The sequence below is a fragment of the Arthrobacter sp. B0316-1-20 genome, assembly GCF_059091865.1.
On sequence record NZ_JBNHHC010000001.1, the window covers coordinates 222851 to 248806 of the forward strand.

The 25956-nt window shown below is 61.9% G+C and carries 20 protein-coding genes; 7 read left to right on the plus strand and 13 right to left on the minus strand.

Features of this window, described 5'->3' with window-relative positions:
- Window position 1: 1 nt before the first annotated feature.
- Window positions 2-2287: a 3'-5' exonuclease gene (locus AC5RW2_RS01050; RefSeq protein ID WP_494073474.1), complete on the plus strand. Its 2286-nt coding sequence runs from the start codon at window positions 2-4 to the stop codon at window positions 2285-2287.
- A 412-nt stretch (window positions 2288-2699) separates the two neighbouring features.
- The gene (locus AC5RW2_RS01055; protein WP_494073475.1) at window positions 2700-3107 is read left to right on the plus strand and encodes a protein NO VEIN domain-containing protein; all 408 of its coding nucleotides are present in this window, start codon (window positions 2700-2702) and stop codon (window positions 3105-3107) included.
- Between the two features lie 45 nt (window positions 3108-3152).
- Here the strand turns inward: AC5RW2_RS01055 and drmB are convergent, their stop codons facing one another.
- The 6 genes from drmB to AC5RW2_RS01085 all read right to left on the minus strand — a co-directional run bounded on the left by drmB (window position 3153) and on the right by AC5RW2_RS01085 (window position 16492).
- Window positions 3153-5243 carry a DrmB family protein gene (gene drmB, locus AC5RW2_RS01060; RefSeq protein ID WP_494073476.1) on the minus strand — a complete coding sequence of 697 codons (2091 nt, stop codon included), beginning with the start codon at window positions 5241-5243 and terminating at the stop codon, window positions 3153-3155.
- Window positions 5236-8436: a helicase-related protein gene (locus AC5RW2_RS01065; RefSeq protein WP_494073477.1), complete on the minus strand. Its 3201-nt coding sequence runs from the start codon at window positions 8434-8436 to the stop codon at window positions 5236-5238. The genes drmB and AC5RW2_RS01065 overlap by 8 nt, the downstream gene beginning before the upstream one ends.
- 10 nt (window positions 8437-8446) lie before the next feature.
- Window positions 8447-10252: a UvrD-helicase domain-containing protein gene (locus AC5RW2_RS01070; RefSeq protein ID WP_494073478.1), complete on the minus strand. Its 1806-nt coding sequence runs from the start codon at window positions 10250-10252 to the stop codon at window positions 8447-8449.
- Window positions 10242-14927: a DEAD/DEAH box helicase gene (locus AC5RW2_RS01075; RefSeq protein ID WP_494073479.1), complete on the minus strand. Its 4686-nt coding sequence runs from the start codon at window positions 14925-14927 to the stop codon at window positions 10242-10244. Before AC5RW2_RS01075 ends, AC5RW2_RS01070 begins: the two co-directional genes overlap by 11 nt.
- Window positions 14928-15037: 110 nt before the next feature.
- On the minus strand, window positions 15038-16138 hold the full coding sequence (locus AC5RW2_RS01080) for a DNA cytosine methyltransferase (protein ID WP_494073480.1): 1101 nt from the start codon (window positions 16136-16138) through the stop codon (window positions 15038-15040).
- A gap of 156 nt (window positions 16139-16294) precedes the next feature.
- Window positions 16295-16492, minus strand: a complete 198-nt coding sequence (locus AC5RW2_RS01085) for a YegP family protein (protein WP_494073481.1) — start codon at window positions 16490-16492, stop codon at window positions 16295-16297.
- A gap of 151 nt (window positions 16493-16643) precedes the next feature.
- Between AC5RW2_RS01085 and AC5RW2_RS01090 the strand changes: the two genes are divergently transcribed.
- A complete protein-coding gene (locus tag AC5RW2_RS01090) occupies window positions 16644-16868 on the plus strand; it encodes a hypothetical protein (protein WP_493978740.1) in 225 nt (74 codons plus the stop codon).
- Window positions 16869-17028: 160 nt separating this feature from the next.
- Here the strand turns inward: AC5RW2_RS01090 and AC5RW2_RS01095 are convergent, their stop codons facing one another.
- The 3 genes from AC5RW2_RS01095 to AC5RW2_RS01105 all read right to left on the minus strand — a co-directional run bounded on the left by AC5RW2_RS01095 (window position 17029) and on the right by AC5RW2_RS01105 (window position 18561).
- The gene (locus AC5RW2_RS01095) at window positions 17029-17442 is read right to left on the minus strand and encodes a hypothetical protein (protein ID WP_494073482.1); all 414 of its coding nucleotides are present in this window, start codon (window positions 17440-17442) and stop codon (window positions 17029-17031) included.
- A 59-nt stretch (window positions 17443-17501) separates the two neighbouring features.
- The gene (locus AC5RW2_RS01100; protein WP_494073483.1) at window positions 17502-18125 is read right to left on the minus strand and encodes a class I SAM-dependent methyltransferase; all 624 of its coding nucleotides are present in this window, start codon (window positions 18123-18125) and stop codon (window positions 17502-17504) included.
- Between the two features lie 82 nt (window positions 18126-18207).
- A complete protein-coding gene (locus AC5RW2_RS01105) occupies window positions 18208-18561 on the minus strand; it encodes a MerR family transcriptional regulator (protein ID WP_494001625.1) in 354 nt (117 codons plus the stop codon).
- Between the two features lie 108 nt (window positions 18562-18669).
- On the opposite strand from AC5RW2_RS01105, the gene AC5RW2_RS01110 reads away from it, so the two are divergent.
- The 3 genes from AC5RW2_RS01110 (at window position 18670) to AC5RW2_RS01120 (ending at window position 20076) form a co-directional block, all read left to right on the plus strand.
- Complete coding sequence (locus tag AC5RW2_RS01110) at window positions 18670-19092, plus strand: Hsp20/alpha crystallin family protein (protein WP_493987766.1); 423 nt, start codon at window positions 18670-18672, stop codon at window positions 19090-19092.
- A 97-nt stretch (window positions 19093-19189) separates the two neighbouring features.
- Window positions 19190-19666, plus strand: coding sequence for a J domain-containing protein (locus AC5RW2_RS01115; protein ID WP_494073484.1), 477 nt, complete (start codon window positions 19190-19192; stop codon window positions 19664-19666).
- Window positions 19667-19677: 11 nt separating this feature from the next.
- Window positions 19678-20076 (plus strand): hypothetical protein, encoded by a 399-nt coding sequence (locus tag AC5RW2_RS01120; protein ID WP_494073485.1) that lies wholly within the window; start codon window positions 19678-19680, stop codon window positions 20074-20076.
- Window position 20077: 1 nt separating this feature from the next.
- Here the strand turns inward: AC5RW2_RS01120 and AC5RW2_RS01125 are convergent, their stop codons facing one another.
- The 3 genes from AC5RW2_RS01125 to AC5RW2_RS01135 all read right to left on the minus strand — a co-directional run bounded on the left by AC5RW2_RS01125 (window position 20078) and on the right by AC5RW2_RS01135 (window position 22872).
- Window positions 20078-20989, minus strand: coding sequence for a cation diffusion facilitator family transporter (locus AC5RW2_RS01125; protein ID WP_494073486.1), 912 nt, complete (start codon window positions 20987-20989; stop codon window positions 20078-20080).
- Window positions 20986-21408, minus strand: a complete 423-nt coding sequence (locus tag AC5RW2_RS01130) for an ArsR/SmtB family transcription factor (RefSeq protein WP_494073487.1) — start codon at window positions 21406-21408, stop codon at window positions 20986-20988. Before AC5RW2_RS01130 ends, AC5RW2_RS01125 begins: the two co-directional genes overlap by 4 nt.
- Before the next feature lie 303 nt (window positions 21409-21711).
- A complete protein-coding gene (locus AC5RW2_RS01135; RefSeq protein WP_494073488.1) occupies window positions 21712-22872 on the minus strand; it encodes an acyl-CoA dehydrogenase family protein in 1161 nt (386 codons plus the stop codon).
- A 168-nt stretch (window positions 22873-23040) separates the two neighbouring features.
- Here AC5RW2_RS01135 and AC5RW2_RS01140 point away from each other — a divergent pair, with 168 nt between their 5' ends.
- Window positions 23041-24651 carry a PucR family transcriptional regulator ligand-binding domain-containing protein gene (locus AC5RW2_RS01140; RefSeq protein ID WP_494073489.1) on the plus strand — a complete coding sequence of 537 codons (1611 nt, stop codon included), beginning with the start codon at window positions 23041-23043 and terminating at the stop codon, window positions 24649-24651.
- Between the two features lie 3 nt (window positions 24652-24654).
- On the opposite strand, the gene AC5RW2_RS01145 is transcribed toward AC5RW2_RS01140, so the two are convergent.
- A complete protein-coding gene (locus AC5RW2_RS01145; RefSeq protein ID WP_494073490.1) occupies window positions 24655-25842 on the minus strand; it encodes a CaiB/BaiF CoA transferase family protein in 1188 nt (395 codons plus the stop codon).
- Between the last annotated feature and the right edge of the window lie 114 nt (window positions 25843-25956).

A 25956-nucleotide genomic window follows, 5' to 3' on the forward strand; every position in this document is an offset into this window, starting at 1 on the left:
GGTGCCGTTACTGACACTGATCAAGAAGAAAGATAAGATCGACGGCGCAATGAAGGCCAAGGTCTATTCCTTCTTTGAAAAGCTCCAGAAGGACGATACCGCCCCCGGTCTGCACATAGAGCCGATGCACACGCCTGCAGACCCCCGGGTCCGCACCGGGCGCATTGACCTTAACTACCGTGCCGTGCTGTTCAAAGTCGCCTTCGAGAACATACCGCACTATTTCTACTACGGTGCGTGGCCGCACGATGAAGCCATTGAGATCGCACGCTCAAGCGTGCTTCAGGTCAACTCCGTCAACGGTGTTCTCGAAGTCTTACAGGCGTCAACTCCGGCGGCACAGCCACCGACGTCGACGGATACACCGACTTCCACGGGGAACGCCCCGGAAGCTCCCCTTGTGGAGACGGTGGAGGAGACAGAGGCAGAGCACGAAGTTGGGCAGGATCAGCCACAGCTCTGGACGAATCCGCTGGCGGCGTGCGGAATGACCAAATCGGAGCTTGTCGCAACTCTTGGTCTCGCACCTGATCTTGTGGACCGGACTTTTGCCGCTTTGTCAGATGAAGAGCTCCTGGACGTCCTGGGTGACGCTCCCGAGTGGCAAGCTACCGCGCTGTTGGAACTCGCCGCGGGTACCTCCGTCGCTGAGGTTCAGGACAAGCTAGCCCTAAACCGGTACGTTGATGACCCGCTCGTGTCCGAGGAGGACAAGATCAAACGGGCGTTGGAGCATCCGGCAACGCAGATGCAGTTCACCTTCGTGGGCGAGAACTCCGAGGAGCTGAAGAAGGTGATTGAGGGCGGCGACTTCGATTCTTGGCGCACCTTCCTCCACCCCGAACAGCGAGTCTACGCCGAACGCCGCTATAACGGATCTTTCCGCCTCGCAGGGGGCGCCGGCACGGGCAAGACAGTGGTGCTGTTGCATCGCGCCAGGACGCTGTCTCGCGACGAGCCCGCGGCCCGGATTATTCTCACGACGTTTACGACGACACTTGCCGACTCGCTCGAAACCGGTCTGTCCAAACTCGACTCGGACCTCCTTCGGGCGGCCAAACCGGGTGAAGCGGGTGTTTATGTCGCGGGCGTGGACGCGCTGGTGAGCAAGGTGTTCCGCGCTGCGTCTGAGGGGGAGCAGCGGCAGTCCATGAAGGAGCTCTTCGGGCTTGAAACGGCAGCTCCAGGAAAGATCGTCGATACGGATTACGCCCGCCAACAATGGGAATCTGCCCTCGGAGACGTGGAACATGAATTGGAGCTTGAGCTCGCCAATCCGACGTTCCTACAGCAGGAATACGAGACCGTGGTACTTCCAAACTTCATCAGCGACAAGGACACGTACCTCAAGGTCCCGCGGGCGGGTCGCGGAACCGCGTTAAACCGTGCAAAACGGCTTGCAGTGTGGAAGATCATCGAGGCATACAGGTACTACAACCGAATTGAGATGCACGCGTCTTTCGTGGAGATGGCGCACCTCGCGACGTTGATCCTTCGCCAGCGCGCCGAGAACGGGAAGGCCCGGTTGGCCGATCACGTTCTAATAGACGAAGCCCAGGACTTGCACGCGGGCCATTGGCTTTTCCTTCGGGAGTTGGTGGTGCGGGGCCCGGACGACCTTTTCATTGCCGAAGATTCGCACCAACGCATCTATGGACAGAAGATCCCGTTGTCCCGCTTCGGAATCCGAATTGTAGGGCGGTCCCGACGGTTGACGCTCAACTACCGGACGACGCAACAAAACCTCGCGTACGCCGTCGGACTTCTGAGGGGCATGCCGGTGACCGACATTGAGGGCGGGGACGAATCGATCAGCGGATACACCTCGTCGCGCGTCGGTCCCCAGCCGCAAGAGCACTCGGCAACGTCCTACGTGGAAGAGCTGGATAACCTCGCCAACACTCTGCGGACATGGCAGGAAGAAGGTGTGCCGCTTGAGACAGTTGGCATTCTCGTCCGCGCAAACTTCCAGATCGGCAAAGTGATCAACGGACTCAGCGAACGGGGGATTGAGGCGCGGACGGCAGGATCCGCCCTCGCTACTGGCGTCCCGTCAGTGATGACGATGCACCGATCCAAGGGCATGGAATTCACTCGTGTGGTCCTCTTCGGCATGTCAGACCAATCAATGCCGGCGGCATACCAATTGAAGAACCTGGCGCCAGCCGAGCAAGCTGACGCCCTTCTGCGTGAGCGTTCGCTGCTTTACGTTGCTGCCACCAGGGCCCGGGACGGCCTCGTGGTGTCGTGGAGCGGAAAACCGTCGGAGCTGCTTGGTACAAAGTAGATTCGGTACTTAGAGAAAAGCAGTCCGGCATGTATGGCGCGTCAATCGTGGCCGGAAAGCTGCAGCCGCGGGCCGGGGAATGGTTCGGCCAGCCCGCTAACACCATCCCACTGACGAAGTACACAGCCCTGCCCCGACCGTACCTACTGACCGATCTGCGCGCCGACCATCAGTCCGACATACTCGGCGTCAAGGCCGAGCTCGAGCAGGAATTTGCGGACAACGGGGGGGGTACACAATGTACTTCCCCTTCCAGAGGCACCCGACCAGCGGCTTGAAACCCAATCAGGGGTATCTGTTCAAACTGCCTGCGGAGGTTCTCCGGGCTGCTCCGGACCTGCTACCGGACAGTGACTGGGGCGGTTTCGACCAGCCGCTTGTTGCACCACCGCCTGTGAGCGGACAAAACGGCGTGAGACAGCGATATGCCGGGTTCTGCGCGGATCCCGTTTTAAAGAAGGCCATCGAGATGCAGGCCGTGCGCCAGGCGATCGCCCACTACGAGGCCGCTGGATACAGTGTGGAGGACGTCGGCGCGTACGAGTCATACGAACTTGAAGCAGTGCGCGGTGACGAGGTCCGGCACGTGGAGGTCAAGGGTTCTCAGGGCCACGTCCAGAAGGTCATCCTGACCCGCAACGAGGTAACCCACGCTAACCAGTTCGGACGTACGGACCTAGTGGTCGTGGCGGAGATTGAGTGGGAGCGGCACATGGATGGTTCCATTACCACGGACGATGGGCTCATGAGTGTTTACCCTGACTGGCGGCCGTCACCCGAGAACCTGATGCCGCTGAGCTACGAGTACTTCCTGGACTAGGGCCAAGCACGTGTGGGGACGCCGCAGGGGCGCCCCCACACGTGCTTAATAAACCTTGTCGGCGAGCTTGTCGGCGAGGTCAGCCGGAGCGAAGTCCGTTGTGTGATAAATGGTCCAGCCCTGCTCCGCTAGCCAGTCGTCTCTCGGATCATCCCGTTCCACCAACACCGCCACACGTGCGCCCGCCCAGGACAGATCGACCTGCCATTGGTTGTCCGGGCCAATGTCGGCGCCCCAGTCCCCGAGCTCGACTTCGACCTCAACGAGCTCGGAAATCAGTTCCTGAAGGTCAGGTCCGGATTCAGCGAACACCGTGAGCCACGCACTCTTGCGCACATGCTCCGGGATCTGGTCATCGTGGCCCGCGTTCGAGACGCTGACCGCCGATTCCACACCATTAACGATCGGGTTCAGCGCTGCCCAATCGCGGAAACCCGACCCCATCTGCCCATGAACCCCGAATAACGACCCTCGGTCAAGATTGGAGTTGAACAACTCGCAGCTGGTTTCCGGCACAAGGACGCAGCAGTGGCAGGCGGCAAGGTTCCGCGCATCCGTTCCCGAACCGCGGGACTCGATGCAGACAGGATCCGCTGAACACCACGAAGTGCGGAACAGCCCCTCGTCCAGCGCCGCTTCGAGCCGGCTGGGGCTCGCCTGTGCGGCGATGCCGCCGAGGCTCCCGGCGGAGTCGGACGATGCTGTGTACAAAAGTACCCCGACTTGGTCCGGACCTACGTAGAGTCGTTCCCGGATGGAGGACGCCGGGTAGCCAGCATCCAGCGAGAGCTGGTCGATGATGATGTGGGAGAGAGTGTGGATCAGCGTTTCCACGATGCTGACCGGAGCTGGATCCTGGCCACGCTGCTCTGCCGCACGTTTCGCGTTGAGCCGGAGTGTTTTCTCCCTCCCCACTGCGAAGTCTGTTGCTGCCCAAGCCTCGACCTGCGACCGGTCCAACGCGAGAAAGAGACCTTCACCTAGCGTCTCGATCGCGGGAAGCCAGTTCTGGCGGTTGTCGTCAGGGGAGAGCGGCGACAATTTTGCATCCGGCTTGTCCTCACTCCTGGGATGCAGCCGACTGAAGCCGTAGAGTGCCCTTACCTCTCTGAGGCGGGTAACTTTTCGAGCAGCCTTGATCCAGTGCTGGTAGCCATCGGGGACGGCCACCTTCTCAGCTACAAAATCAGTGTCCGGGCTGTCCCGGCGGCCGTTCATCAGCGCGAGGAACTCTTGCTCCCGGAGCTGCTCCTCGGAAAGCTCATTTTCCTCTCCGCCATGAAACTGCCGCTTAATTTCAGCTCGGAGTTCATCGACGGAAAATTTGCCCTCAAATTCCTGAACCACACCATCCAACACCCATTTCGACGCGGGCTCTAGTGCCTGCGGTTGACTGAGCTGGGACGCTTTTGACGTCACCACCTTGGCGAGAAACTCGGAGTAGGGCGGGATAGAGATTGCAGACCTCACCACGGGGAACCAAACATTTGAAGCACCGCGCTGAACCGTCTTCGGGGATTTGCCACATTCACGTTCCCGATAGCCCCAGCCGAGCCACGGGCGGTTGCCCTGGCACTTCATTTCCTTCAGCGCAATCGAATTGAATGCGTCGGCCATCGTCCGAGACTTTCCACATGAACACCTCACCACCATGTCGGCCAGGGATGACGTCCGGCCTTCGGAAGCAAGGCTCAGCAGATGCTCGGAGTCGTCGTTTGGCGTGGAACCGTGGACCCAATATGCGTAAGGAAAGTCGTCGATGTGTCCGTCTTCGCACGCAATGACGAAACGCGAAGGTGTCACCGGTGCCAGTGACTTGCAGAGCCCACACTTCGGGTCCTCATACGATGCCTGCAGCTGCTTGACTTTTCCGATCCGATTGCAGTTGGGGCAAACCAGCATTTCCGGAAATCTAATCACTGGAATCTTGCCCCGGGCGCCAGCCGGAGGCAGCAGCAGCTGTGAAACCCTTAAACTTCGGGCCAATCGCGGCTCGCTGACCGGCTTCAGATGCTTCTTGTCCCACTGATCGATGCTCGTGATCATGAAGCTGTTGTTCTCGGCTGGGAAGAGGCTTCCGACTCCGAACGTAGAAATGAGCTGGCTGCGCCGGGCGGCGTAGGTCTTCTTAGCCAAGGGAGGCGTCCTTCCTTAGTGGGGCCGGTCGGAGAGTAGTTTCGGCATCCACATCACGCATACTTCGCGGCGTCGGCCATGGGAGGGAGCTGGTGCTGTAGACGAAATCAGGGTCCTCGAGGGCTTTGGACGAATCGATAAGTAATGCCCTTGGGGATTTCTTCGTTGCCTGGTACGGCAGGTCGGCGTCGGCGAAGGCAGCCTTGCGCCAGATGTTTATGAGCCGCTCGAGCTCTTCGCGTGTTGCTTCCGCTTCCTCTGGATCGACGGCAGCGACTCGGTCGCCTATCCACGACATGACTTCGTCCACGGCAGGAGACTCATTCCGGACATGGCCGGCAGTCCCGCGCAGGTCGGGTACTAGCATCCTCAGGGCGGACACGAGCATGGCGTGCAGGCCTCGGTCGCGCGATCGGGCGGCGAAGGGCGTGGCACTCGTGGCCTCTACAGCGCGGTACAGTGCCCCATGAAAGTCATTGAATGACTCGTAATGCGAGCGATCACGTGTACGCGCGGCATTAAAGATGGTCACCACAAGCCCGGGATGTTGGCGCCCGACCCGGCTGGTCGCCTGGATGTACTCGGCGCTTGACTGCGGCTGTCCCATGACGGCCATCAGGCCTAGGCGATCCACATCCAGACCGACAGAGATCATGTTGGTGGCCAGGACGACGTCCTCAGGCGTGAGGCCACTCATCAGGCTCTTCTCGAGGGACTTGAGAGCCTCCGGAATCTTATGGTTTTCCACTCGGCTTGTGAGCTCACTCAACTGGATTCCGCGCGCGGTGTTCCGGCCTTCACGTTTGGCCAGAAGATGGAGCCGAGCGCGTACGTCGTCGTAGACCTGCAGGTACGCAGAGCCAAGGACACGGAGGCTGTTGAAGTAGCCGACGAGCGTCCAGTACGGGTCACGGTCCTCAGCCACCGCGTTCTCAATGACGCTGGCTGAGTGCAGCAGAGATGCGTAGGTTCGCACCATGAGCGTGGCGTGACTGGTTCCGGATGCCAAAACACCGACGTATTGCCGCGTCCCGAACTTATCCGAGGGTGCCTTTTGCGCAAAGAAGGAATCGTCCGGATCAAGCCCCGGCGGCGGAAACAAACTCGATTCCCGGTCGAAGACGGAGCGGATCTGGTCCTTGGCCCTTCGGATTGTCGCCGTCGAAGCAATGATCTTCGGCTTTCGGCCAGCCGAACCATCTTCCCGGCCAATGCCGCTGGCCGCAAAATCCACCGCAGTTTCAAACAGACCAACGGTGGAACCGAGCGGGCCGGAGATCAGATGCAGCTCGTCCTGGATAATGAGGTCTGGACCCAGATCGTCCGGCGAAATGCGTCCGAAGAGGGTTGCGATTTCTCCTCTCCAGGACATACCGGCGAACTTGTCCACCGTGCCGATCACAAGTTCGGGCCGTTCCCGGTACACATCCGTGTCGATGATGTGAACCGGTAGTCCGTCCGAGAAGTCACAGGTCTTGTTGGGGCAGCTGACAATCATGCGGTCTGACGGATCCTTGACAATTCGGTAATCATCGACGGTGAGCCGAGTACCGCACCAAGGGCAGGCTTCGATCTGCTTCGGGTTTCCTTCGACTACTTCCTGGTTGTTCCTCAACTTCCCAAGATTAGTCCTGGCCGTGGCGATATCATTCGGCGTGGCGCCGCCACCGACCCATAGGCCGATCCCGAACGGCGTACCGCCGACTCTGTCTTCGTTCTCCACACGAACGGATTCGAGGGAGCAAATGAGCATGGCAGCGCGTTCGAACTGTTGAATCGTCAGAAGTCGCAGGGTATATCGCATGATCACAGCCACGCCCCGGACGCTCGTGTTCCGGAGGCGCCGAAGCAACAGGAGGTAGGCAACCAGACCGAGGTACGCCTCCGTCTTGCCTCCACCGGTGGGGAACCAGAGAAGATCTGCTATGTCGCGTTCTTCGTGCCCATCGTCGGTGACGGATGGCAGATTGATCAGGATGAACGCAATCTGGAACGGGCGCCACGCCTGGTCGCCCAAGACGAATTCACCATGGCCGCCCTTTCGGACCCAGTCCTGACGGGAACGCTGCATGTGCATTGCCTTGTTTGCCAGTTGGAACGCTTCGAAGGCTTTGTCGTCTTGTTCGAGGAGCCGGATGCCGGCCTTAATGCGGTCGTGAGCGGTCCGAGCCTGACTCATATGATCAGCGGCTACACCCTGCAGGTGTGGCGGAACTTCGCCGGGCCCCTGCACGGTCATGGAATTGATCGATGCTTCGATCCATGACGAATAATCCTCTGCCAGGACGCTGAGCTGAGCGACCACATCACCACGGGAAGCCGAACCCATAAAGGACAGCGACAGATTGGCCGCGCTCCCACCAGCCATCGATCTGTGGACATCTTGCCGCGGGACAAACGTCGTCGATACTCGTTGACAAAGCCGGCCAACGACGTCAGATGGTTCCACTTCGACCGCGCAGCCATGTCCTGCGCCAAAGACCATGTGATTGCGGTAGAGAAGTTCCGAAGAAGCAAGGTCGGCATCCGAGGGAACGTCGGTGCGCAGCTTTGATCGGTCCACCAACGAAGGCACATCCGTGCGAACTGACAGCCCGGCCTGGAACCAGCACGCCACATCCTTATCTGATTTCGGATCTGGCTTGGGCTGAGTGTTCCGCAGCACGACCGTCGCTGTCACGATGGCGTCTTCGGGAGCTCGCACCAAGACATATAGCTCCAGGACACCGCCCTCAAGAAGATGACGCTTGGGCCCAGCCGCAGTAAGGTCGACCTCGATTACAGGAAGGTCGGCTGGCTCACGCTGCCAGTCATATGCTTCTCCTCGTTTACTACCGCTCTCACGAACGGTTGGGATGGGTGCGTACCTGGCCGCCGTCGGTGAAACATACAGGACTGTAGAAAGTTTCGCGTTAACGGACACTGTCATGCCCACGCTGCTTGGATAGGTCAGACGGGCGTTGGCAACCGGGCTGTCGACGGAAGGCTCACCTGACGCCGAGGCCACGGACTCAGGCTCATCGGGTGCCTCCACAAAAGTGTCATCAGCCGCCGGCCAGAGAACTCCAGTGACATAGCGCTCGAGGGGACGCTCCGTGATGAGCTCGTCGGAAGCACCGGGCCCGTAGAGGTCGGTAACAAGCCGGTCCACCATTTCGCGGCGGAATGCGTATTTACTATCTAGTGTCGACACTCTCGTTCTCCTAATCCTTGATCCGGCTGATCAGCCCAGTGAGGCGGGGTACCAACCACATGCCGGAGGATCCTAGGCCTGCGAGCTTCGTCTCCTCGGGGTGGCCGGTTGCGCATTCTATGGACGTGACCCGAGCGCCGGTGAAGGCCGTGGGCCACTCTTGGCTGCGGTTGCCTTTAAACCCAAAATTCCTTTTCAATGCGAAAGCGAAGGATTGACTGGTCCGGCCGAGCACTCGGCCGTCACCGGTCGTTAGCTCATAGCGGGCTACTTCTCCAGGCTCCGGCTGGGACTCAATCCTGCCGGAAACGACCTGACCCATAAGGTCGTCCAGGACAAGGCCGTCCTGAACCGCATGAGCGTCTCCGACCAAGGGGTAATAGGGCGCTATATCGTCGATGTCGGAGTTCAAGAACTCCATCCTCGCCGTGTACTGACCGTACTTACCGTAACCCTTCTCCAGCCATCGGCCCCGGGACCCGTCGGCGTGCTTCAAGACCTTCTTGGGCAACTTGGTCGAGACGATCTCCGCGCGGGCGCGGCTTAGAGCGACGTATTTCTGCTTCAGCGTGGCTGCGTTCTCCTCTGCGGCGGGCGAGCCGAACTCCGGTTGTAGATAGAGGACGTTGGTGAACTCAAGTCCCTTGGCCCGATGAACAGTCGAAACAACCAGCGGAGCGACGTCAGCCACCGTAAGTGTCAATGGAATTGACCTGCTGCGTAGTCGTTGGCTGAGCTGGGGAACATTCAGCGAGTCATAAGCGGAGAAGTTGCCCTCGGCCGTCTTTAAAGCGAGCCAGCGGTCGGCTCCGGCCTCGCCGAAGAGCTGGTGCAGGCGGGACTTGATCTCATCGGCGTCGTACGTTCTGTCCTCGAGATCCTTGAAGACATGATGAACCCACGGTGCCACGCTCATGTCCTGTGCCTTGCGTCGGATCAGGTGCGGATATCCGTGCTGCCACAGGAGTTCGCTTGCGATGAGGACCTCGTAATTGGTCGAACACAGAAGAGCGGTCGTTTCGCCCACGTTTGGGCTGAGGGCCCCGGACTCGTTCAGTACGGAGGTGCTCGATACCTGCCGGCGGAAATCGTCAAGCAGGCTATGGGCAGACTCGCAGAGGGGTCCTTCGAGAGCGCCGAGACTCCGGATCTCATCGCCGACGGTAATGAGATCCCTCGTGCGCTCTGTCAAGGCCCGGTAATGCTTGGTCAGTGTCTGGTGTTCTGCGCCAAAGTCGTTAATGAGCTTCTCAATGAGTTCCGCCGATGTCAGTTTCGAGTCGGACTCTTCCAGCTGAAAGTCGTAGATGCCTTGCAACGGGTCGCCGAGCACGGTGAACCCGAGATCGTCGCCAAGAACGGAGAACAATGCCAGGACGAGCTCAGCCCGGTCCCCGACCAGGTCCTGAGCCTCATCGACCAGGATGTGCTGCAGATGAGTGACTCGGTCCGGAGTTTCTTCCCCCGCGATGTACTTCGTGGCCTTCCTGATTCGAGCGTCGAAGCTGTCGCCTAGAGTCTCCTCGTCCATGTCGATCAGAATCTGCGCCGCGAAGGAGTCGAAGGTTCGGATTTGAAGTCCATCGAGGTCATGGTGTCGTGCCCGCTTCCGTACCGCCTCTACAGCGGCACGCGAAAAACTCAGGACCAAGATCTCGTCTGCAGGATTCAGTCCGTCCTCAACCAATGACTTGACTCGTGCAAGCAGAACTTCGGTTTTTCCTTGGCCGGCCGCCGCCGTGACGAATAGACGTGTCTCCGGCTCGGCTTCGGCTACCTGATTCTGGCTAGGGTCTAGCTGAAAATCAGCGGACACCTGCATCCTCCCGGTTCCACAAGTGATCGAACTGCGTGAAGGCGAGTTGCTGGCCGTACTGGTCCAGGTTGTCCTTCACGTTGACGATCAGCACCTCCTCACTACCTCCATTGAGCGGTCCACGCAGCCCTCGTCCGATCATCTGGATGTATTTATTGGGTGAGAAAGTCGGACGGCACACATAGACGGCATCGACCTTGGGCGCATCGAACCCTTGCGTCAGCACATCGAAGTTGGTCAATACTCGAATCTTGCCTCGACGGAAGTCTTCGATTATTGCCCGACGATGCCCGAGGTCGGTCTGTCCAGAGATCGCAGCAGCGGGAATGCCTTCAACTGTCAGCACTGCGGCCAACGCCTCAGCGTGTTCCACCGAGGCTGCAAATACCAAAGTCGGTCCCGCGGTGTCCGCGGACTTGATGCGGTCTAGGATTGCTTCGTTTCGTTGCATGCTGTCGGCCACCTGCCGGAGATCGAGCCGTGCTTCGAGCATGGCGTTCTGGGAGTCTTCATTGGTGGCTGAACGCATGTCCTTGAGCTTCAGCTCGATTCCATGTAGCACTTCGTGGCGGACGTTTGATAGCACTCCCATTTTCTGGAGATACTCGTGTGCGTCCTCGGCGCCGAACTCGTCAGGTTCGATCAGATTGCGACCGAAACGAGCTACTAAACGTTCTGTTTCCCGCTCGTTGGATCCCCGGTAAGGAGTTGCAGACAAGCCAAGCAGAAGCTTTGACTTGTCCGTGTAAGAGCGGCCAAACCAAGACAGGACGGGCGTGTAGGAGGCTGCTGTCGCACCATGTGCCTCGTCGATAATCACAAGATCAGGGTCCGACATCCAGCTGTAAACCTGACGTCGATTCTGCTGAATGCTTGACAGCGTCTGGATCGTGGCCACGACCAAATGCAACTTGGTTTCCTCCGGTACGGCATTGTTGCCGCCCCAGAGTCTGCTCACGGCCATCCGTTCACCTGGTGCTCCTGCTGCCTGCCAAACGTAGCTCCATGTTTCGACGGCCTGCTCGCAGAGTTCCTCCGACTGGGCAATCCATATAACGAGCTGATGCTTAGGAGATTCAGCAATGTTTCGGATTACCGACTCGACGGCAACACGTGTCTTGCCCGCTCCGGTGGGAAGCTGAACCAATCCGCGAGTGGACTTCGTCCTTCCCGCCAAAAGTTCACTGATCTTCTTGCTCGTCGACTTCTGATAATCGTGAAGCGGATTGAGCTGTACGGGACCGACGACCTCTTCACGCATCGGCTTCCGCTTGATGGACTCACCGGCCAGAGCAGGGGAGAACCCTAGCTCCTTGACGAACTCCTGAGCAGAACGGCCACCGCGGAATTGGTCCGGCGTCTCGATACCAGCCTCTTCGAGGGCGGGCTTAAGTACCTTAAGGAGACTAGTACCGTGAAGATTGCTGACAATTTCAAAAAGCCGTTCATCTGTTAGCTCAAGATTGCGTGCTTCCAGCATCGCAATTACCGATGCGGGGATAAGCCGTCTAAGGGTGTCACGGCCCACCAGCTCGGCCACTTTTCCAGCATCAGTAGTTTGCTTGTTGACCCGGGCAAGGCGTGCCTGGGCCTCTGCATCCTTCTTGAGCTGCTTCATCGTCGCCATCACCTGAGAGGCTGACTTTTTGCTACCAAACGCTCGAAGAATTGTGGTCAACAGCGCCTGCTCGCCTTGCGGGGCCCTGTAGTACAGGGGTCCGTCGTCCCCTAGGTAGGAGGCCACTGATGTGGCTTCGGTACGGTCAGGGTGATAGCTGTTTGACCGAACTTCTTCGATTAGAGTGCAGGGGACGCACAGCGTCTGGACCTTTATCTCGCTTGCGGCCCGGCGTAGGTAGGGATAGAGATCCTTGATTGAGACTGGTTCAAGGTCGGACGTCGGCGTTGGTCGGACAACTGTGTGGAATTCAACCGAACGGGCCTCAAGTCCCCAATTCTCAGAAAGGGCTGCATTGAAATCTGCGTGATCAGTGTAAAGAGTTGGAACATTCGCCACATCGACGAGATAGTCTCGACTCTCCTTGTCTAATGCCAGGACGGCCAGTGAGGGGGCATACCGCGTGCTCTGCCCGCCCCCTATTGGGGCGAGTACCTCCTTCGGGGCTTTCACTCCCCGCGAGGCTAGGATTCCGTAGAGCTCATGAAGTTGTGTCACGGAGAGGCGTGCTTCCGCCAAAGGCAGGACATAACTCCAATTAATCCGCTGCACGTCGACCGGAAGGTCCAGAGCTTCGGCCTCCGCGGATCCGGGGAATGGAAGATAGTCGCTGGGGACCCCATCGACTGCCCCGACGCAGTGTTTCACGTCGACCAGTCCGAGTGGAGTCTCGAAGACGCCGTAGTTCCTGACCCACCACAAATCAGGTCCATCGACCGTCTCAGGGGCTTTGTAGGCGCTGGAGAATTCTACTTTGGTGGGGTACTGCGGCCGGCCTAGAAGCGTCCGAGTAACGCGGGCTCGGGTTGCGGCTGAAGCACCAATCAGCAGATGAAGCCCATCGGTTGCCAACGCTTGGTTGAATCGGATGCCAGCCTCGGAAACCGGGACCGCACTGTTGCGCGAGGCTTCGGCGATCCGGGTTGCCTCAGTGGTCTTCCACAAATCATAAGTCGCGCCCCCACGAGACATCTGTGCTTCGCCAAGAGCCGTACGCGCACCCAGGTTCTTGAGCAGGACAAGATCGTGCCCATGAAACCGTTCATCGATGAGAACGCTTTCGTCGCCGATGCTGCTACTCGGTATCAAAGCGCCAGGGAGCCAGATGTCCTCAAGGGGCCGCCACTTCTGATCGCGACTGCGGACCAGGATTCTTGAAGGAGTCGTCCGATCGTTCAAGATAGCTAGGCTCTCAGGGACGGGTAGAGAGCGGGTCATGCGCCAGAGCGATTCCGCAAGCTCCTGATTGTCGTAATCTGCAGAGACCTGGCTAGCAACACGGTTGATTCTGCCCCTACCGTCCTGAGCTTGAAGGTCCAGCATCCGCAGATAACTGTTTGCATTGCCGTGGTGCATCAGGTCATACGAGACAACGTTGGTTGATTCGTCGTCCGCATCCAAGGGGAGGAAAACCCGCGAAGTGATCGGTGGCTGAACGCTGCCGTCGGCCATGAGAACGATGCGACTGCGCCGCATAGCTGGCTGATATTCGTCGTAAGACTTGTCGATCATGGCGGCAAGCTGCAGCGCGTTCTCATAATCTTGGAGCTCGCCGCCTGCAGCAGCTTCCTCCAGCCATTCCTCGACAGATGCGCGCTTACGATTGGCGTCTCTTAAAATTCGCACTACCTGCGACTCCCGTCCTCGGGTCAGTGCGGCAGGATGGAGCCACGGGCGGTTTTCCGCAACCCAGGATTCCCAAAGAGCTGTAAGCTTCGTGGCTTCCTTCAACTCAGGCTGAACCTTGATGTCCGCGGGCACTCTGAGCGTTCCGGACCTGTCGGGAAGGCAGGGAACTGACGAGATCGCCTCGAAGATGGGCTTGTTGATGATCCGGTCGGCCCATGACTCGGATTCCTTATCTCGCGATGGGAGGATGTCAAGGAACAAAGCGGGATCATCGGGAGTGCGGAGCAGAGGCAATGCGCCAGCCACCATCCGTGGTACTGCCTTTGTAAGTATTTCCTCGTTGTAAAGCTTTTCTAACATGCTGTGACGGTCTTCATTCATTTTGAAGGCCGCGTTGACGATCCCGCGGAGGGACGTTTCATGCCGGGTCGGGAAATAATTCCAGAACCTTCCGAGACTGCTGCGATAGTTACTCGTCAGCGGTACGGCCCATGTAACGTCGACATGCTCTCGGGCGGCGACGCTCCCTGCATCTGCGGCAGCTTGCGGGGTCACATTGTGCTTGTACCTGAAAAGCAGCCACTCACTGTTGGCACTGCCATTTCCGAGAACAACTTTATTTCCATCCCGAGACGCATTCCACACAATGGACGAGTTCCGCGTGAGGTCCTCAAACTCGAGCGTGCCAACCCGATTGGAGAAAAGAAGGAACTCGTGCGGAAATTTTTCTATCTCGTCTGAGATCCAGGAGCTGCCGCCCCTTATAGGCAACTTAACGACGGTCGTGGCCCATGTCATCAGCTCTGACAAAACTGTGTCGCTGGTCGCTTCGTCATGCGGGTCAATTGGAGTTGCCAGGCGCAGAATGGGGTACGCCTCAAGGCCTGGGAAAAGAACCTCGAGCTGTTCACGGCTCTGATTCTGGCTCCATGCCACAGAGCCGCTGCGGCTGAATATTTTGGGCTCATCCGTGATCTCGATGACGGACTTAAACCCCAGACCAAAGCGCCCAATTTCGTCGTCGCGCTTGTCCGACGAATGGGAGAGCATGAGAGTGCGAAAACCGGCCTCGGTGAACGGAGAGCCCTCATTCGCGCAGTATAAACTGTCTTTGCTTAGAACGATTCGAATGCGTCCACCGGACTCGCTGATGTCGTTCGACTTATTGATCGCATCAGCAGCGTTTTGGATGAGCTCGTTGAGCTGCTTACGGCCGTAACCGCCCTGAGAAATTGCTGCCTCGATGTTGCTGTGTTCACGTATGAGATCCGGGCGGGCCCTGTAGGCGTTAAGGGCACTTTCCGTCTCAGCCGCAACAAACTGACTGAGCGGAGAAGCTGTCCCCGCCCACGATTCCTGAACCATCATCGGTCCCCCCAGTATCAAGTAACATATCGGCCGGCGCCGAGTTCCCGATCATATCTATCACTCTCGCCGGACACTTTGGGAGAGGCAGAGCTGCCCAGGGCGGATATGTCCTACAAATGTTGCAGGATTTGCGTTGCGATGGCCTTGCCCAAAGCGACAGGTACGGCATTCCCAATTTGCTTGGCGATCGATGTTTTGGACCCTACCCACTGGTGTTCATCAGGGAACCCTTGAAGGCGTGCAGCCTCCAGGTGGGTGATAGCCCGGTCAGCTTCAGGATGCAAGTAGCGGCCTTTTTCAGGCTTGAAGAACTCCGTTCTGATCGTTACAGCTGGACGGTCCCAATGGAGCCGCCCCATGACGTCGCCGGACCCGGAGGTATGGCCGATCCAACAGGGCGCCATGAGGTCTTCGGGCAGGTTCATGCGATTGCCCCCCAGCGGGATCTCGCGGAAACGCTTGAGGGAGATTGGCGCGTAGTCGCGACCAAGGTGCAGTTCGGTGGTTTTGAACGGGCCTGGCATCGGACGGGTCGACGTTTCAGCGGTTGCTTTGCGCAGCTCTGTGCCGTGCACTTCAAACGGAATGCCCTTGAACGCGCTCCTGACCGTATTGTGTCTGGCTACATGTGTAGGAACCGGAAAGGACGGCCGGGGAACATCGGTGCGATGACCGATGAGGATCGCGCGCTTGCGCGCCTGGGGTGCGCCGAAATCTGCTGAATTTAATACGTACCACTCGAAGCGGAACTCCTCCAACTCCCCGCCGGGCCGGGCAGCTCGTTGGAAATCCTGAAGTTGGGTGGACTTGCCAAAGGCAGCGACGTTTTCAACGACGAAGTACTTTGGTCGCGCTCTTCGCAAAGTTGCTGCGTATTCCTGCCACAAGGAATTTCGGTCATCGTTGATGTCTCGTTTTCCTAAAAGGGAAAACCCCTGGCAGGGTGGGCCGCCGACAACGACGTCCACTTGCGGCGTGGTCTCATCCTTCAGCCATTGCTGGATGGGGCCCGCATATACCTTGTCACCGAATGTGTGGCGGTAGGACGCAGCCGCTGCGGCGTCAAATTCAACAGCGCGCTCCGTCACGAAGCGGGAAGAGGCTGCGTAGAACCCGTGAGTCAACCCTCCAGCGCCAGCGAAAAGATCCAGCAAGGTGATTGAATCGGCTCGGCGTGCGCGTTCGAAGGGCGCTTTCATGGGTGCTTTCATGGCGACTCAACATTACCTCGGCAGCCACCGTAGACGGCGAATTACTGATCGTGGCGGTGGAAAACGTGGGGTCGCGAGGTTCGTGCAGAACCCGCCTCGTCCCTGTACTGGCATGCGTTCGGGCCATAGTCGTTACCGCCCGAGGTCGTTTGAACCCTACGATTCCTCTTCGCCGTCCGTCCGGTCGATCACCCGACCGGTGCCGGCGATTTCCCGTGCGAGCTCGATGCCGTCCTTGGCCTCCTGAAGGGACGGATACGTCACCGATTCGGCCATAAGATCTCCCTTGCCGTCCAGCATCCTGACCCGGTAGCCGCCGTCGGGCGCCTTGATCACTTCGAAATGCCCAGCCATGTCATACGTTCCTGTCCACGAGGTTTCCACGGCGCTGTGGAGTCCAAACAGTATGCCATCCGGCCTTTGCCGCCGTCTCGAGCCCTTGCCACACGTGCCAGCCGCGAGGAAAGTGGAGAGTACGCTGACTCGCTAGCGAAGGGAAAAACCCATGCAGATCGACAAGCAGCAGATCATCGATTTCCTCAAGCAGCAGGGCAAGGAGGACCAGGCGGTTGCGGCAGATGCAGAACTGCCGGAGAAGGTGGACACCGAGCGCGACTCCGGACTGTTGTCCAGGCTGGGCATCGACGTCGACGCACTGCTCGGCAAGCTCCCCGGAGGATTGGGCGAGAAGCTGGGCGGCATGAAGGACAAGCTCGGCGGTTTCGGGTAAGCGCTGTATCCACGCGAGCCCCAAATGAGCTTTCCCACCTTAGCCGTGGAGCGACATAAGGGTCATACGGGAAATCGATCAGTCGCGATGATTTTCATGCCATCGCATCTCAACTCGACTCAGCGACTGGACGCGTGTGGTTCCACAACTTGATAAGGAATCAAGCTGTGGAACCAAGAGTCTCTCTCGCGCGGTGGGTCAAATCGACTGCTAATCTGCGGATTGCTTCATCTGGCGGCGGTTTTCGGCTGATGTCTTGGCGGCTCACTTCTGGCGCCAATTGCTCCATTAGGCGCGAAGCCAAGCGACCGTCCTCCTCATTCCCAAAAGCGCTTATCTTCGCCGCAGTACGAGCCATGTTGACGGTGTGCGGCCTCTCGTATTTGTCCGGAAGGCCCGTAACATACCAATGCTCAACCCAAGCGGTGAGGGCAAGAAGCTCGATATAGGCTTCTGCTCTCTTGTCCCAGTGTCGAAGGCGTAGCTCACGCTTTGAGGCAGCCCGTTGCGTGTATACGACACCAACGAGACCGATCAATGCTCCTGCTAACAGTGCGATGAATTCTGTGACCACCCGGCTATCCTAGAGCACCTGTTCCTTAGTGAGGCTCTGCTCGCGTGCAATCTGCTTACCTACGAGTTGCCGCCGGGCGTTGCCGTGCCCACCACCATCGGATTTATGGGCAGCCAGGCCGGGCCGGCGGCGAACTTATCCTGCATCGCCACGCTGAAGCCGGCGGCAGAAATCGCCGCCGCGGTGTTCCGGTTGGGCTCGCAGCCCTGTGCAGCGAACGACCAGACGGGCCGCAGCAAATCCTGCACCTTGCCGTGCGCGCCCGGGCCGCGGACGTGCTCCAGGAAGAGAAGCTTGCCGTCGGGCTTGAGCACGCGCCTGGTTTCGGCCAGGGCCGCGGCCTGGTCGGGGACGCTGCACAGCACCAGGGTGAACACCACCGCATCCACACTCGCGTCCTCGGCCGGCAAGTCCTCGGCAAGCGCATCTACGACCCGCATCGCTGCGGAGTGGGACCCCACCCGGGACTCGAGCCGCTTGCGCATGTTCGGGTCCGGCTCGACCAGCGTCACGGAGCACCCCGACGGGAAATAGGGCAGATTCGCGCCCGTGCCCGCACCGACGTCGTACACAACCCCGCTCACGCCGGACAGTAAGGCCTTGCGGTGCGACGCGAGCTCGGCGGGTTCGCGTCGAATGGCCGCATCGTATTGCGCGGCGAACAGCGCGCTTCGCAGTCCCATGAGCGTGGTCCTTTGTTCGGTTCGGCTCCGCAGTAGGCCCCGGTGTCGACCATACTCCGGGTGTCCGGCGGAAGGGAGGCGTTCAGGCCGGCCGGGTGGTTTCCTCCGGTTCCTCGGGCTGCTCCTGGCCGGCCGCACGTTCCTTGGCAGCCTTGAGCTGCCGGTGCAGCGAAGCGTTGTCCTCCTCTAGCTCCAGGACCTTGCCGACGCCGGCCAGGTTCACGCCGTCGTCGACCAACTCGCCGATGCGGCGGAGGCGGTCGACGTCGTCCTGGCTGTACCGCCGCGTGCCGCCCGCCGTGCGCTCCGGTTCCAGCAGGCCGCGGCGTTCGTACAGGCGCAGGGTCTGCTCGCCCACGCCCACGATGTCGGAGACCACGGAGATGCCGTAGACGCCCTTGTCCGTCCTCGGCTGCTGCTTCTTCTCGCGTGCCAAAATTCCTCCCAAAACCGACTTGCAAACATAGTAGCGCAGAGTCATAATATCTATGCGCTCGAACATAGATTTAGTGAGCGCCGAGAAGAAGAACTGAAGGAGGCTGCCATGTTGATGAGAACTGATCCCTTCCGTGAGCTGGACCGCCTGACCCAGCAGGTCTTCGGAAACCAGGCTCGCCCGGTGGCGATGCCGATGGATGCATGGCGCGAGGGCGAGGAGTTCGTCGTCGAACTCGACCTGCCCGGCGTCGATCCGTCCACCATTGACCTGGACGTTGAACGCAATGTCCTCACGGTTGCTGCGGAGCGCAAGTCCAAGATCGAGGACGGCAAGGAAGTCGTTGCCGCCGAACGGCCAAGCGGCACGTTTAGCCGCCAACTGATCCTGGGCGACACGCTGGATACGGACAAGGTCACGGCGAACTACGAAGCCGGCGTGCTGGCCCTCCGGATCCCCATCCGCGAGCAGGCCAAGCCGCGTAAGATCGAGATCAAAGGCGGAGACACCAAGCAGATGATCGACGCCTGACCTGTGGGATCGCAGCCGGTGGTGACGCCCGGGCGCGGGCGGAGCCACCGGCTGGCCATGAGCGGCGAACGCTTCCGGCAGCAGGAGGGAGGCAAGCATGGGTGACGCCGACTTCTACGCCATCTTGGGTGTGGCGCCCGACGCCAGCGATGCGGACATCCGGCGCGCCTACCGGGCCTTGCTCCGCCTGCATCATCCTGATTTGAACCACGACGGCGATGCGCCGCGGTCGCGTGCCGACGGCCTGGCGATGGGGGCCATCCTGCAGGCCTACTCCGTCCTGGGCGACGTGGCCCGCCGCGCAGATTACGACCGCGGGCGCCGGGTGGGCAGAGGACGCGGGCAAACAGCGCCTGCTTCGTCCCGCGGCCGCCGCGGCGACCCAACGGCGGCTTCGCCCGGCGCTGGGCAGGCGGCTTCGCCGGGACGGCCGCCGACGCCCGGGACGCGTCCTCGCCCTGTCCCGCGAGTGCGCCCGGCTACGGAGGTGGCGGATCCGGTCTACCTCGGCTTCCCACGACCGGAGCCCGAGGATACCGTGTGGCCTGAGTGGCTGCTATTTCCCTTTCGATGAAGCGAGGATCAATGCCTGTTTCCAGTTGGCGTCGCTACGACCATCACCTGTTTCCCGTTTTCCATGAACGGTTCGAGGAGCGCTGGGGGCCGGGGACCGCGCCGTTCTTGGACCCGAGCGTCTTCGAGGAAGGCCAGCCGCGGCCTCGCGCGCAGTGGATCAACGTCGATACCGGCGCCGCCGTCGCCGTCGTCCCGGTGTGGGAGGACGACGACGGGGAACACCGCTCCTTCGCCGTGTTCTACCTGCCGCCGGCCGGCGGCATATGGGCGCTGCGGCCGGGCTTCACGAACTACACGGAAAGCGTCAACGGCGGCCCGGAACAGGCGGCTTTACGCAACGACTCGTTCAAGAAGGCCGTGGCTCACGCCGAGGAGTTCATCTACGGAACAGGCGGGACCGGGTCTTAGGTCAGTCGTGGCCCGGGTGCTCGTGCTCCACGTGGCCCGCGGGTTCCAGTTGAAAGGTGGAGTGTTCCACGCTCAGCTCGAAGTGCTCCGCCACGCACTGCTGGAGCTGGTCCAGGACCTGCGGGGCGTGACCGTCCACAAAGCAGGAATCCTCGATCACCACGTGCGCGCTGAGTACCGGGATGTTGGAGGAAATCCGCGAGGCGTGCAGGTCGTGGACCGAGAGCACGTGCGGCACTTCCAGGATGTGTTGGCGGACGTCCTCGAGATCCAGGCCCTTGGGCACGGTTTCCAGCAGGATGCTGCCCGCCTCGCGGAGGATCTTGACGGTGCGCGGGACGATCAGGATGGCGATCACCATCGCGGCCAGCGCGTCGGCCTGGGTCCACCCGGTGGTGGCGATGACGACGGCGCTGGCGATGACGGCCACCGACCCGAGGGCGTCATTGACCACCTCGAGGAAAGCCGCCCGCAGGTTGAGGTTCGCATTCCGGCCGGCGCTGAGCACCAGCATGGCGGCAATGTTCCCCAGCAGGCCGATGATGCCGAAGACCAGCAGGCCGCCCGAATTGACTTCGGGCGGGTGGAACAGCCGCTGGAAACCTTCGACCAGCGCGTAGATTCCGACCGCGAGCAGGACCGCGGCCTGGGCTCCGGCGGCCAGGACTTCCATCCGGAGGTACCCCCAGGTGCGGCGCGGCGTGTGCGGGCGGGCCATGAGTGAAGCGGCGAGCAGGGCGATCAGCAGCCCGCCGGCGTCGGTGAGCATGTGTCCGGCGTCCACCAGCAGCGCAAGGCTCCCGGTCAGGAAGGCGCCGACCACCATGGCGACGAGGATGGAGGCGGTGATGGCGAAGGCGATGGCCAGCCGGCCGCGGTGCGTGGGCCCGGCATGGTGGTGGTGTCCGCTCACGCCGACGCCTCGGATGAGGGCGCCGCTGGGGCCGCTTCCGCGGCAGGCGCCTCAGCGGCAGCCCGGCCGCCGGCAACCGTCGGACACAGCTCGACGGCGTAGCCGGTGGCCTTCAAGAGTTGCTCGGCCGACGCCAGGGCGGCGAGCAGCTCGGGCTCGGTGGTCAGCGAGTACATCGACGCCCGCCCGACCGGGCGCGAGGTGACCAGGCCGCAGTCGCTCAGGCACGACAGGTGGGCGCTGACCGTGGACTGGGCAAGGCCGAGGTGTTCCGTCAGCTCCCGGACCTTGTGCTCGCCCGTGGTCAGGTGCTGCAGGATAGTCAGCCGGGTGGGGTCCGAAAGGCTGTGGAATAAAGCGGCCGCCGGCGCCAAGTCGCCGGCACGGCCGCCACCAGTCCGTTCCCGCTGCATCGTCATATGGCGATGATATCGTTGAAGCTCAGGTTTGTCGTCGCCCCTCACCGAGGCTGCGCGGTTGACGTGGTGGGTCCGTGCGTTCGGCGCGGCAACCGAGCCGCGCCGTGCACCGCCGTCGTTCTGACCGTGTTTTCACACAGGTGCACTCCGCTGCCGAAAGCCAGATGGGAGGTCTTCGGTCGGAAAATGTCGAAGTCTCCGGCGCTGGGGCCCAAACGCGCTGTGTCGCGGTTGGCTGGGGCCACGACGACGCCGATGCCGACGCCTGGCGGGCAGTTCGACACCGCGCAGTGTGGTGTCGTGTCAGCGGAACGCGGGGACGCCGGTGATCTTCTGGCCGAGGATCAGGGTGTGGACCTCGTCGGTGCCCTCGTAGGTGCGCACGGATTCGAGGTTGTTGGCGTGGCGCAGCGGCGAGTAGTCCAGGGTGATGCCGTTGCCGCCGATGATGGTGCGGCATTCGCGGGCGATTTCGATGGCTTCGCGGCAGTTGTTGAGCTTGCCGACGGAGATCTGGTGCGGCTGCAACTGTCCGGCGTCCTTGAGGCGGCCCAGGTGCAGGGCGAGCAGGAAGCCCTTGTTGATCTCCAGCGCCATGTTGACCAGTTTTTCCTGGGTGAGCTGGTAGCCGGCCAGCGGCTTGTCGAACTGCATCCGCTCCTTGGAATAGTCGACCGCGGTCTGCCAGGCATCCCGGGCGGCTCCCATGGCGCCCCAGATGATGCCGTAGCGGGCTTCGTTCAGGCATTCGAACGGGCCGCGCAGCCCCTTGGCCTTCGGCAGCAGAGCCCCGGCGGGCAGGCGGACGTCGGTGAGTTCGATGTCGCACTGGATGGAGGCGCGCATGGAGAGCTTCGCTTCGATCGGGGTGGCCTTGAAACCGGCGGTGTCGGTCGGCACCACGAAGCCCCGGACGCCGTCGTCGGTCTGCGCCCAGATCACGGCGACCTTGGCGACCGAGGCGAGGCCGATCCAGCGCTTGGAGCCGTTGAGCACCCAGTCGTCCCCGTCGCGGCGGGCGAAGGTCTTCATGCTGGCCGGGTCGGAGCCGGCGCTGGGTTCGGTCAGGCCGAAGCAGCCGATCGCCCCGCCTGTGGCCATCTGCGGCAGCCACTTTTGTTTCTGTTCCTCGGAGCCGTGCTTGTGGATCGCGCTCATGGCCAGCGAGCCCTGCACGGAGACGAACGTGCGCAGGCCGGAATCCCCGGCCTCCAGCTCGGCGCCGGCGAGCCCGTATTCGACGGCGGAGCGGCCGGCGCAGCCGTAACCGTCCAGGTGCATTCCGAGCAGGCCGAGCTTGGCCAGCTCGGGCACGATCTCCAGCGGGAACACCGCGTTTTCGTACCAGCCGGCGATGTTCGGTTTGATCGCGCTGTCCACGAAGGAACGGACGTTCTTCTGCCGTTGCCGTTCCTCCTCGGTGAGCAGGGATTCGAACGAAATCAGGTCATGGTCCAAAGACATGGGTTTCCCTTCTGCGGAACTACGGTGAGGGTACTGAGGTTGGGATGGCTGCAGGGGCCAAACTCGCGCCCGCCGCGCCGGTCGCGGAGGTGAGCGCATTGGTCATAGGGCAACGCTAACGCGGCCACCGCAAAGGGGCATCGGACATTCTGCCTAAGACTTCGGGCCATGTTGGATAATCAGTCCATGGTTTCCCTCGCCCAGCTCAGCCATGAACTCGGAGATTCACTCAGGCCGGCCGTTCCCGGATCAGTGCCGGGGATCCAGCTCTCCGGTGTCCACGTGTCCGAGCTGGCAGACCCGGGTGCCTATCTGGAGGGCGGCGAGCTGCTTCTGACCACCGGCATCCCGCTGAGCGGAAGTGCCGCAGCCGTGGACGGGTACGTGCGGCGGCTGGCGGCCAAAAGGGTTGCCGCCCTTGGGCTTGGGCTGGGGGAAGGGCTGGACAGCGTGCCGCCGGAGCTGGTCCGGTCCTGCTCCGCCGAGGGCGTGGAGCTGCTCGTGGTCCCCGACGGCGTCCCGTTTTTGGACGTCTCGCGGATGTTCTGGGAATTGGCCTCGCGGAGCGGTCAAGCCGATCTGATAGCTAACCTGGGAACGCAGACAGCTTTGGCACGGGCGACCATGCGTCCGGATGCCCTGCCGTCGGTCGTGCAGGGGCTGGCCCAGGCGCTGGGTGGCTGGGCGGCCTATCTGCCAGCGGAAGCCGGGACGGAGGCGACTGTCTGGCCGGCCAGCGCGCTGCCGTTGCTGCCGCACCTCAGGCTGGAAACCACACGACTCAACGTCGCCGGCACCCATTCCGCCGCTACCTTCTGGCTGCACGGCGCTCCCGTCGTCGAGTATCCGATCCTCGTCGGACGGCGGATCGACGGCTTCCTGGCCATCGGCCCGGGCCGGACCCTGACCAAGGCCGACCGGCAGATCATCACCACGGTCTGCGTCCTATTGGCACTGAAGGCCCAGCAGCGCGAGGAGCTGCAGGGGACGACGACGGTGCTCGGCTCCGTGGTCGCCAAGCTGGTTGCCCGAGGGCAGGTGGAGGCAGCCCGTCTGGTAGCCGCCGACGGAAACCTTGGGCAGCTGCCCGAACGGGTTTGCGTGCTGGCCGCGCGGATGGGCACGGCGGATTCCCTCGCCGCGCTCGCCGGTGCGGTGTCCCGGCTCCGGCCGGCCGACGGCGGCGGCTCGCCGGCGGCGGCGCTGGCCAGTTGTGCGCTGCGCTTTGGCGACGACGGCGTGGCCTACTTCCTGCTGGATGCCGGGCTCGCGGAACGGGCAGCGGCAAACCCGCAGCCGGACGGGGAAACCGACGCGGAGCTTCTGGCCTGGTCGGGAGGCGGCGCGGGCGCCGAGGCAGTCAAGGTTGCGTCAACGTCCGCGTCCACGGCAGCAGCTGCCTCGGGCGGCACGGAGACGGGTGCCGCCTGGACGGAATCCCTCGCCTTGGCGGACGTGGCGGGGGCGATGTCGGCGGTGCACCGTGCGGCGGTCGCGGCGCCTGCGGGCAAGCTGGTGGAACTGGCGGCCGACGATGAGGCCCGCGCCGATGCGTGGGTCGCGGCGCTGGCGGGGTACCGCCGCGCCGAGCTGCTGGAGACCGTGGCCGCCTACCTCCGCCACCGGGGCCACTGGGAGGACACGGCCCGCCAACTCAACGTGCACCGGAATTCGCTGCGCCACCGGATGGCGGTGGCCGAACGCCTGCTCGGTGTCAGCCTCGACGATCCGGACGTCGCGGCGCACCTGTGGCTGGCCCTCCGCCGGCGCGGGCTCTGACGTTCAGTCCAGGTTGCGCAGCCACTCCAGCACAGATGTGGTGTGTTCGCCGAGCGCGGGCGGGGCAGCGGTGCGTGTCTCGAACGCCGGGCTCCAGGAGATCGGGTGGCGGACCTGGCGGCCAGCGGGCCCCCCGCGGGCATCGCGGACCTCGATGGTCGGTGCCAGCCCCAAGGATTCGGCATACCGGATGCCCTCGTCGATGCCGGCCACGGGGCCGGCGGGAACGCCGACGCCGGTGAGCTTGCCCTGCCACACCGATGCGGAGGCGGCGGACAGGGCCTCCTCCAGCAGCGGGATGAGCTCCCGGCGGTGCTGCACCCGGGCGCTGTTGGTGGCGAAACGCTCGTCGTCCGCGAGCTGCGGCTCTCCCAGGACAGCGGCCAGCTGCCGGAACTGCCCGTCGTTGCCGCAGGCGACGGCCAGCGGGCCGTCGGAGCATTCGAGTAGCTGATAGGGAACGATGGACGGATGCTCGTTGCCCATCCGCTGGGGAACCTTGCCTGCTCCCAGATAGGCCTGGGCCTGGTTGGCCAGGGCGCCCTGCAGGCTGGACAGCAGGTTGACCTCGAGCCGGCTGCCCCGGCCGGTGGCAGCGCGGGCGTTGAGCGCGGCGAGGATCCCGATGGTCGCGTCCTTCGCGGTCAGCACGTCCACCAGGGCGACACCCGCTTTGTAGGGTGAGCCGTCCGCCTCGCCGGTGATGCTCATCAGGCCGCCGACCGCCTGCACGATGAAGTCATAGCCGGGCAGGGAGGCACCTTCGGCTGAACCAAAACCGGAAATCGAGGCGTAGACCAGGCCCGGATTGTCGGCCGCGAGGTCCGCATACCCGAGGCCGAGCCTGTCCATCCCGCCGGGTTTGAAATTTTCCACCACGACGTCGGCCGCCAGCGCCAGCTTTCGGGCCAACCGCCGGTCGCCGGGATCCGCCAGGTCCAGGCAGACCGACTCCTTGTTGCGGTTCACGCTCTCGAAGTAGGTGGCCCCGGTCGGGGAATACGGCGGACCCCAGCTGCGGGTATCGTCCCCCGTGCCCGGGCGCTCCACCTTGATGACCCGTGCACCCAGGTCGGCCAGCGTCATGGTGGCCAGCGGGCCGGCGAGCACCCGGGAGAAATCGGCCACCAGCAGGCCTTCCAAGGGTCTCTTGACTGAAGCCGGGGCAGCGGCAGTGGGGGAGCGAGGCACAATCCGTCCTTCCGAACAAGCATGAAGTGGCGTTGAGTCTACGGCAGGGCAGCAGGCGCGGGATCGGATGTGTTGGCCACTGGCTGGTCGTTTCGTCCAAGGGTGAGGCTGGAT

Bases quoted from the DNA above. Each gene is read 5' to 3' on its own strand.
- AC5RW2_RS01120 (WP_494073485.1), top strand. From the start codon at position 19,678: ATGCCTGTTTCCAGTTGGCGTCGCTACGACCATCACCTGTTTCCCGTT.
- AC5RW2_RS01115 (WP_494073484.1), top strand. From the start codon at position 19,190: ATGGGTGACGCCGACTTCTACGCCATCTTGGGTGTGGCGCCCGACGCC.
- AC5RW2_RS01090 (WP_493978740.1), top strand. From the start codon at position 16,644: ATGCAGATCGACAAGCAGCAGATCATCGATTTCCTCAAGCAGCAGGGC.
- AC5RW2_RS01130 (WP_494073487.1), bottom strand. From the start codon at position 21,408: ATGACGATGCAGCGGGAACGGACTGGTGGCGGCCGTGCCGGCGACTTG.
- AC5RW2_RS01135 (WP_494073488.1), bottom strand. From the start codon at position 22,872: ATGTCTTTGGACCATGACCTGATTTCGTTCGAATCCCTGCTCACCGAG.
- AC5RW2_RS01085 (WP_494073481.1), bottom strand. From the start codon at position 16,492: ATGGCTGGGCATTTCGAAGTGATCAAGGCGCCCGACGGCGGCTACCGG.
- AC5RW2_RS01140 (WP_494073489.1), top strand. From the start codon at position 23,041: ATGTTGGATAATCAGTCCATGGTTTCCCTCGCCCAGCTCAGCCATGAA.
- AC5RW2_RS01110 (WP_493987766.1), top strand. From the start codon at position 18,670: ATGTTGATGAGAACTGATCCCTTCCGTGAGCTGGACCGCCTGACCCAG.
- AC5RW2_RS01080 (WP_494073480.1), bottom strand. From the start codon at position 16,138: ATGAAAGCACCCATGAAAGCGCCCTTCGAACGCGCACGCCGAGCCGAT.
- AC5RW2_RS01075 (WP_494073479.1), bottom strand. From the start codon at position 14,927: ATGATGGTTCAGGAATCGTGGGCGGGGACAGCTTCTCCGCTCAGTCAG.
- AC5RW2_RS01100 (WP_494073483.1), bottom strand. From the start codon at position 18,125: ATGGGACTGCGAAGCGCGCTGTTCGCCGCGCAATACGATGCGGCCATT.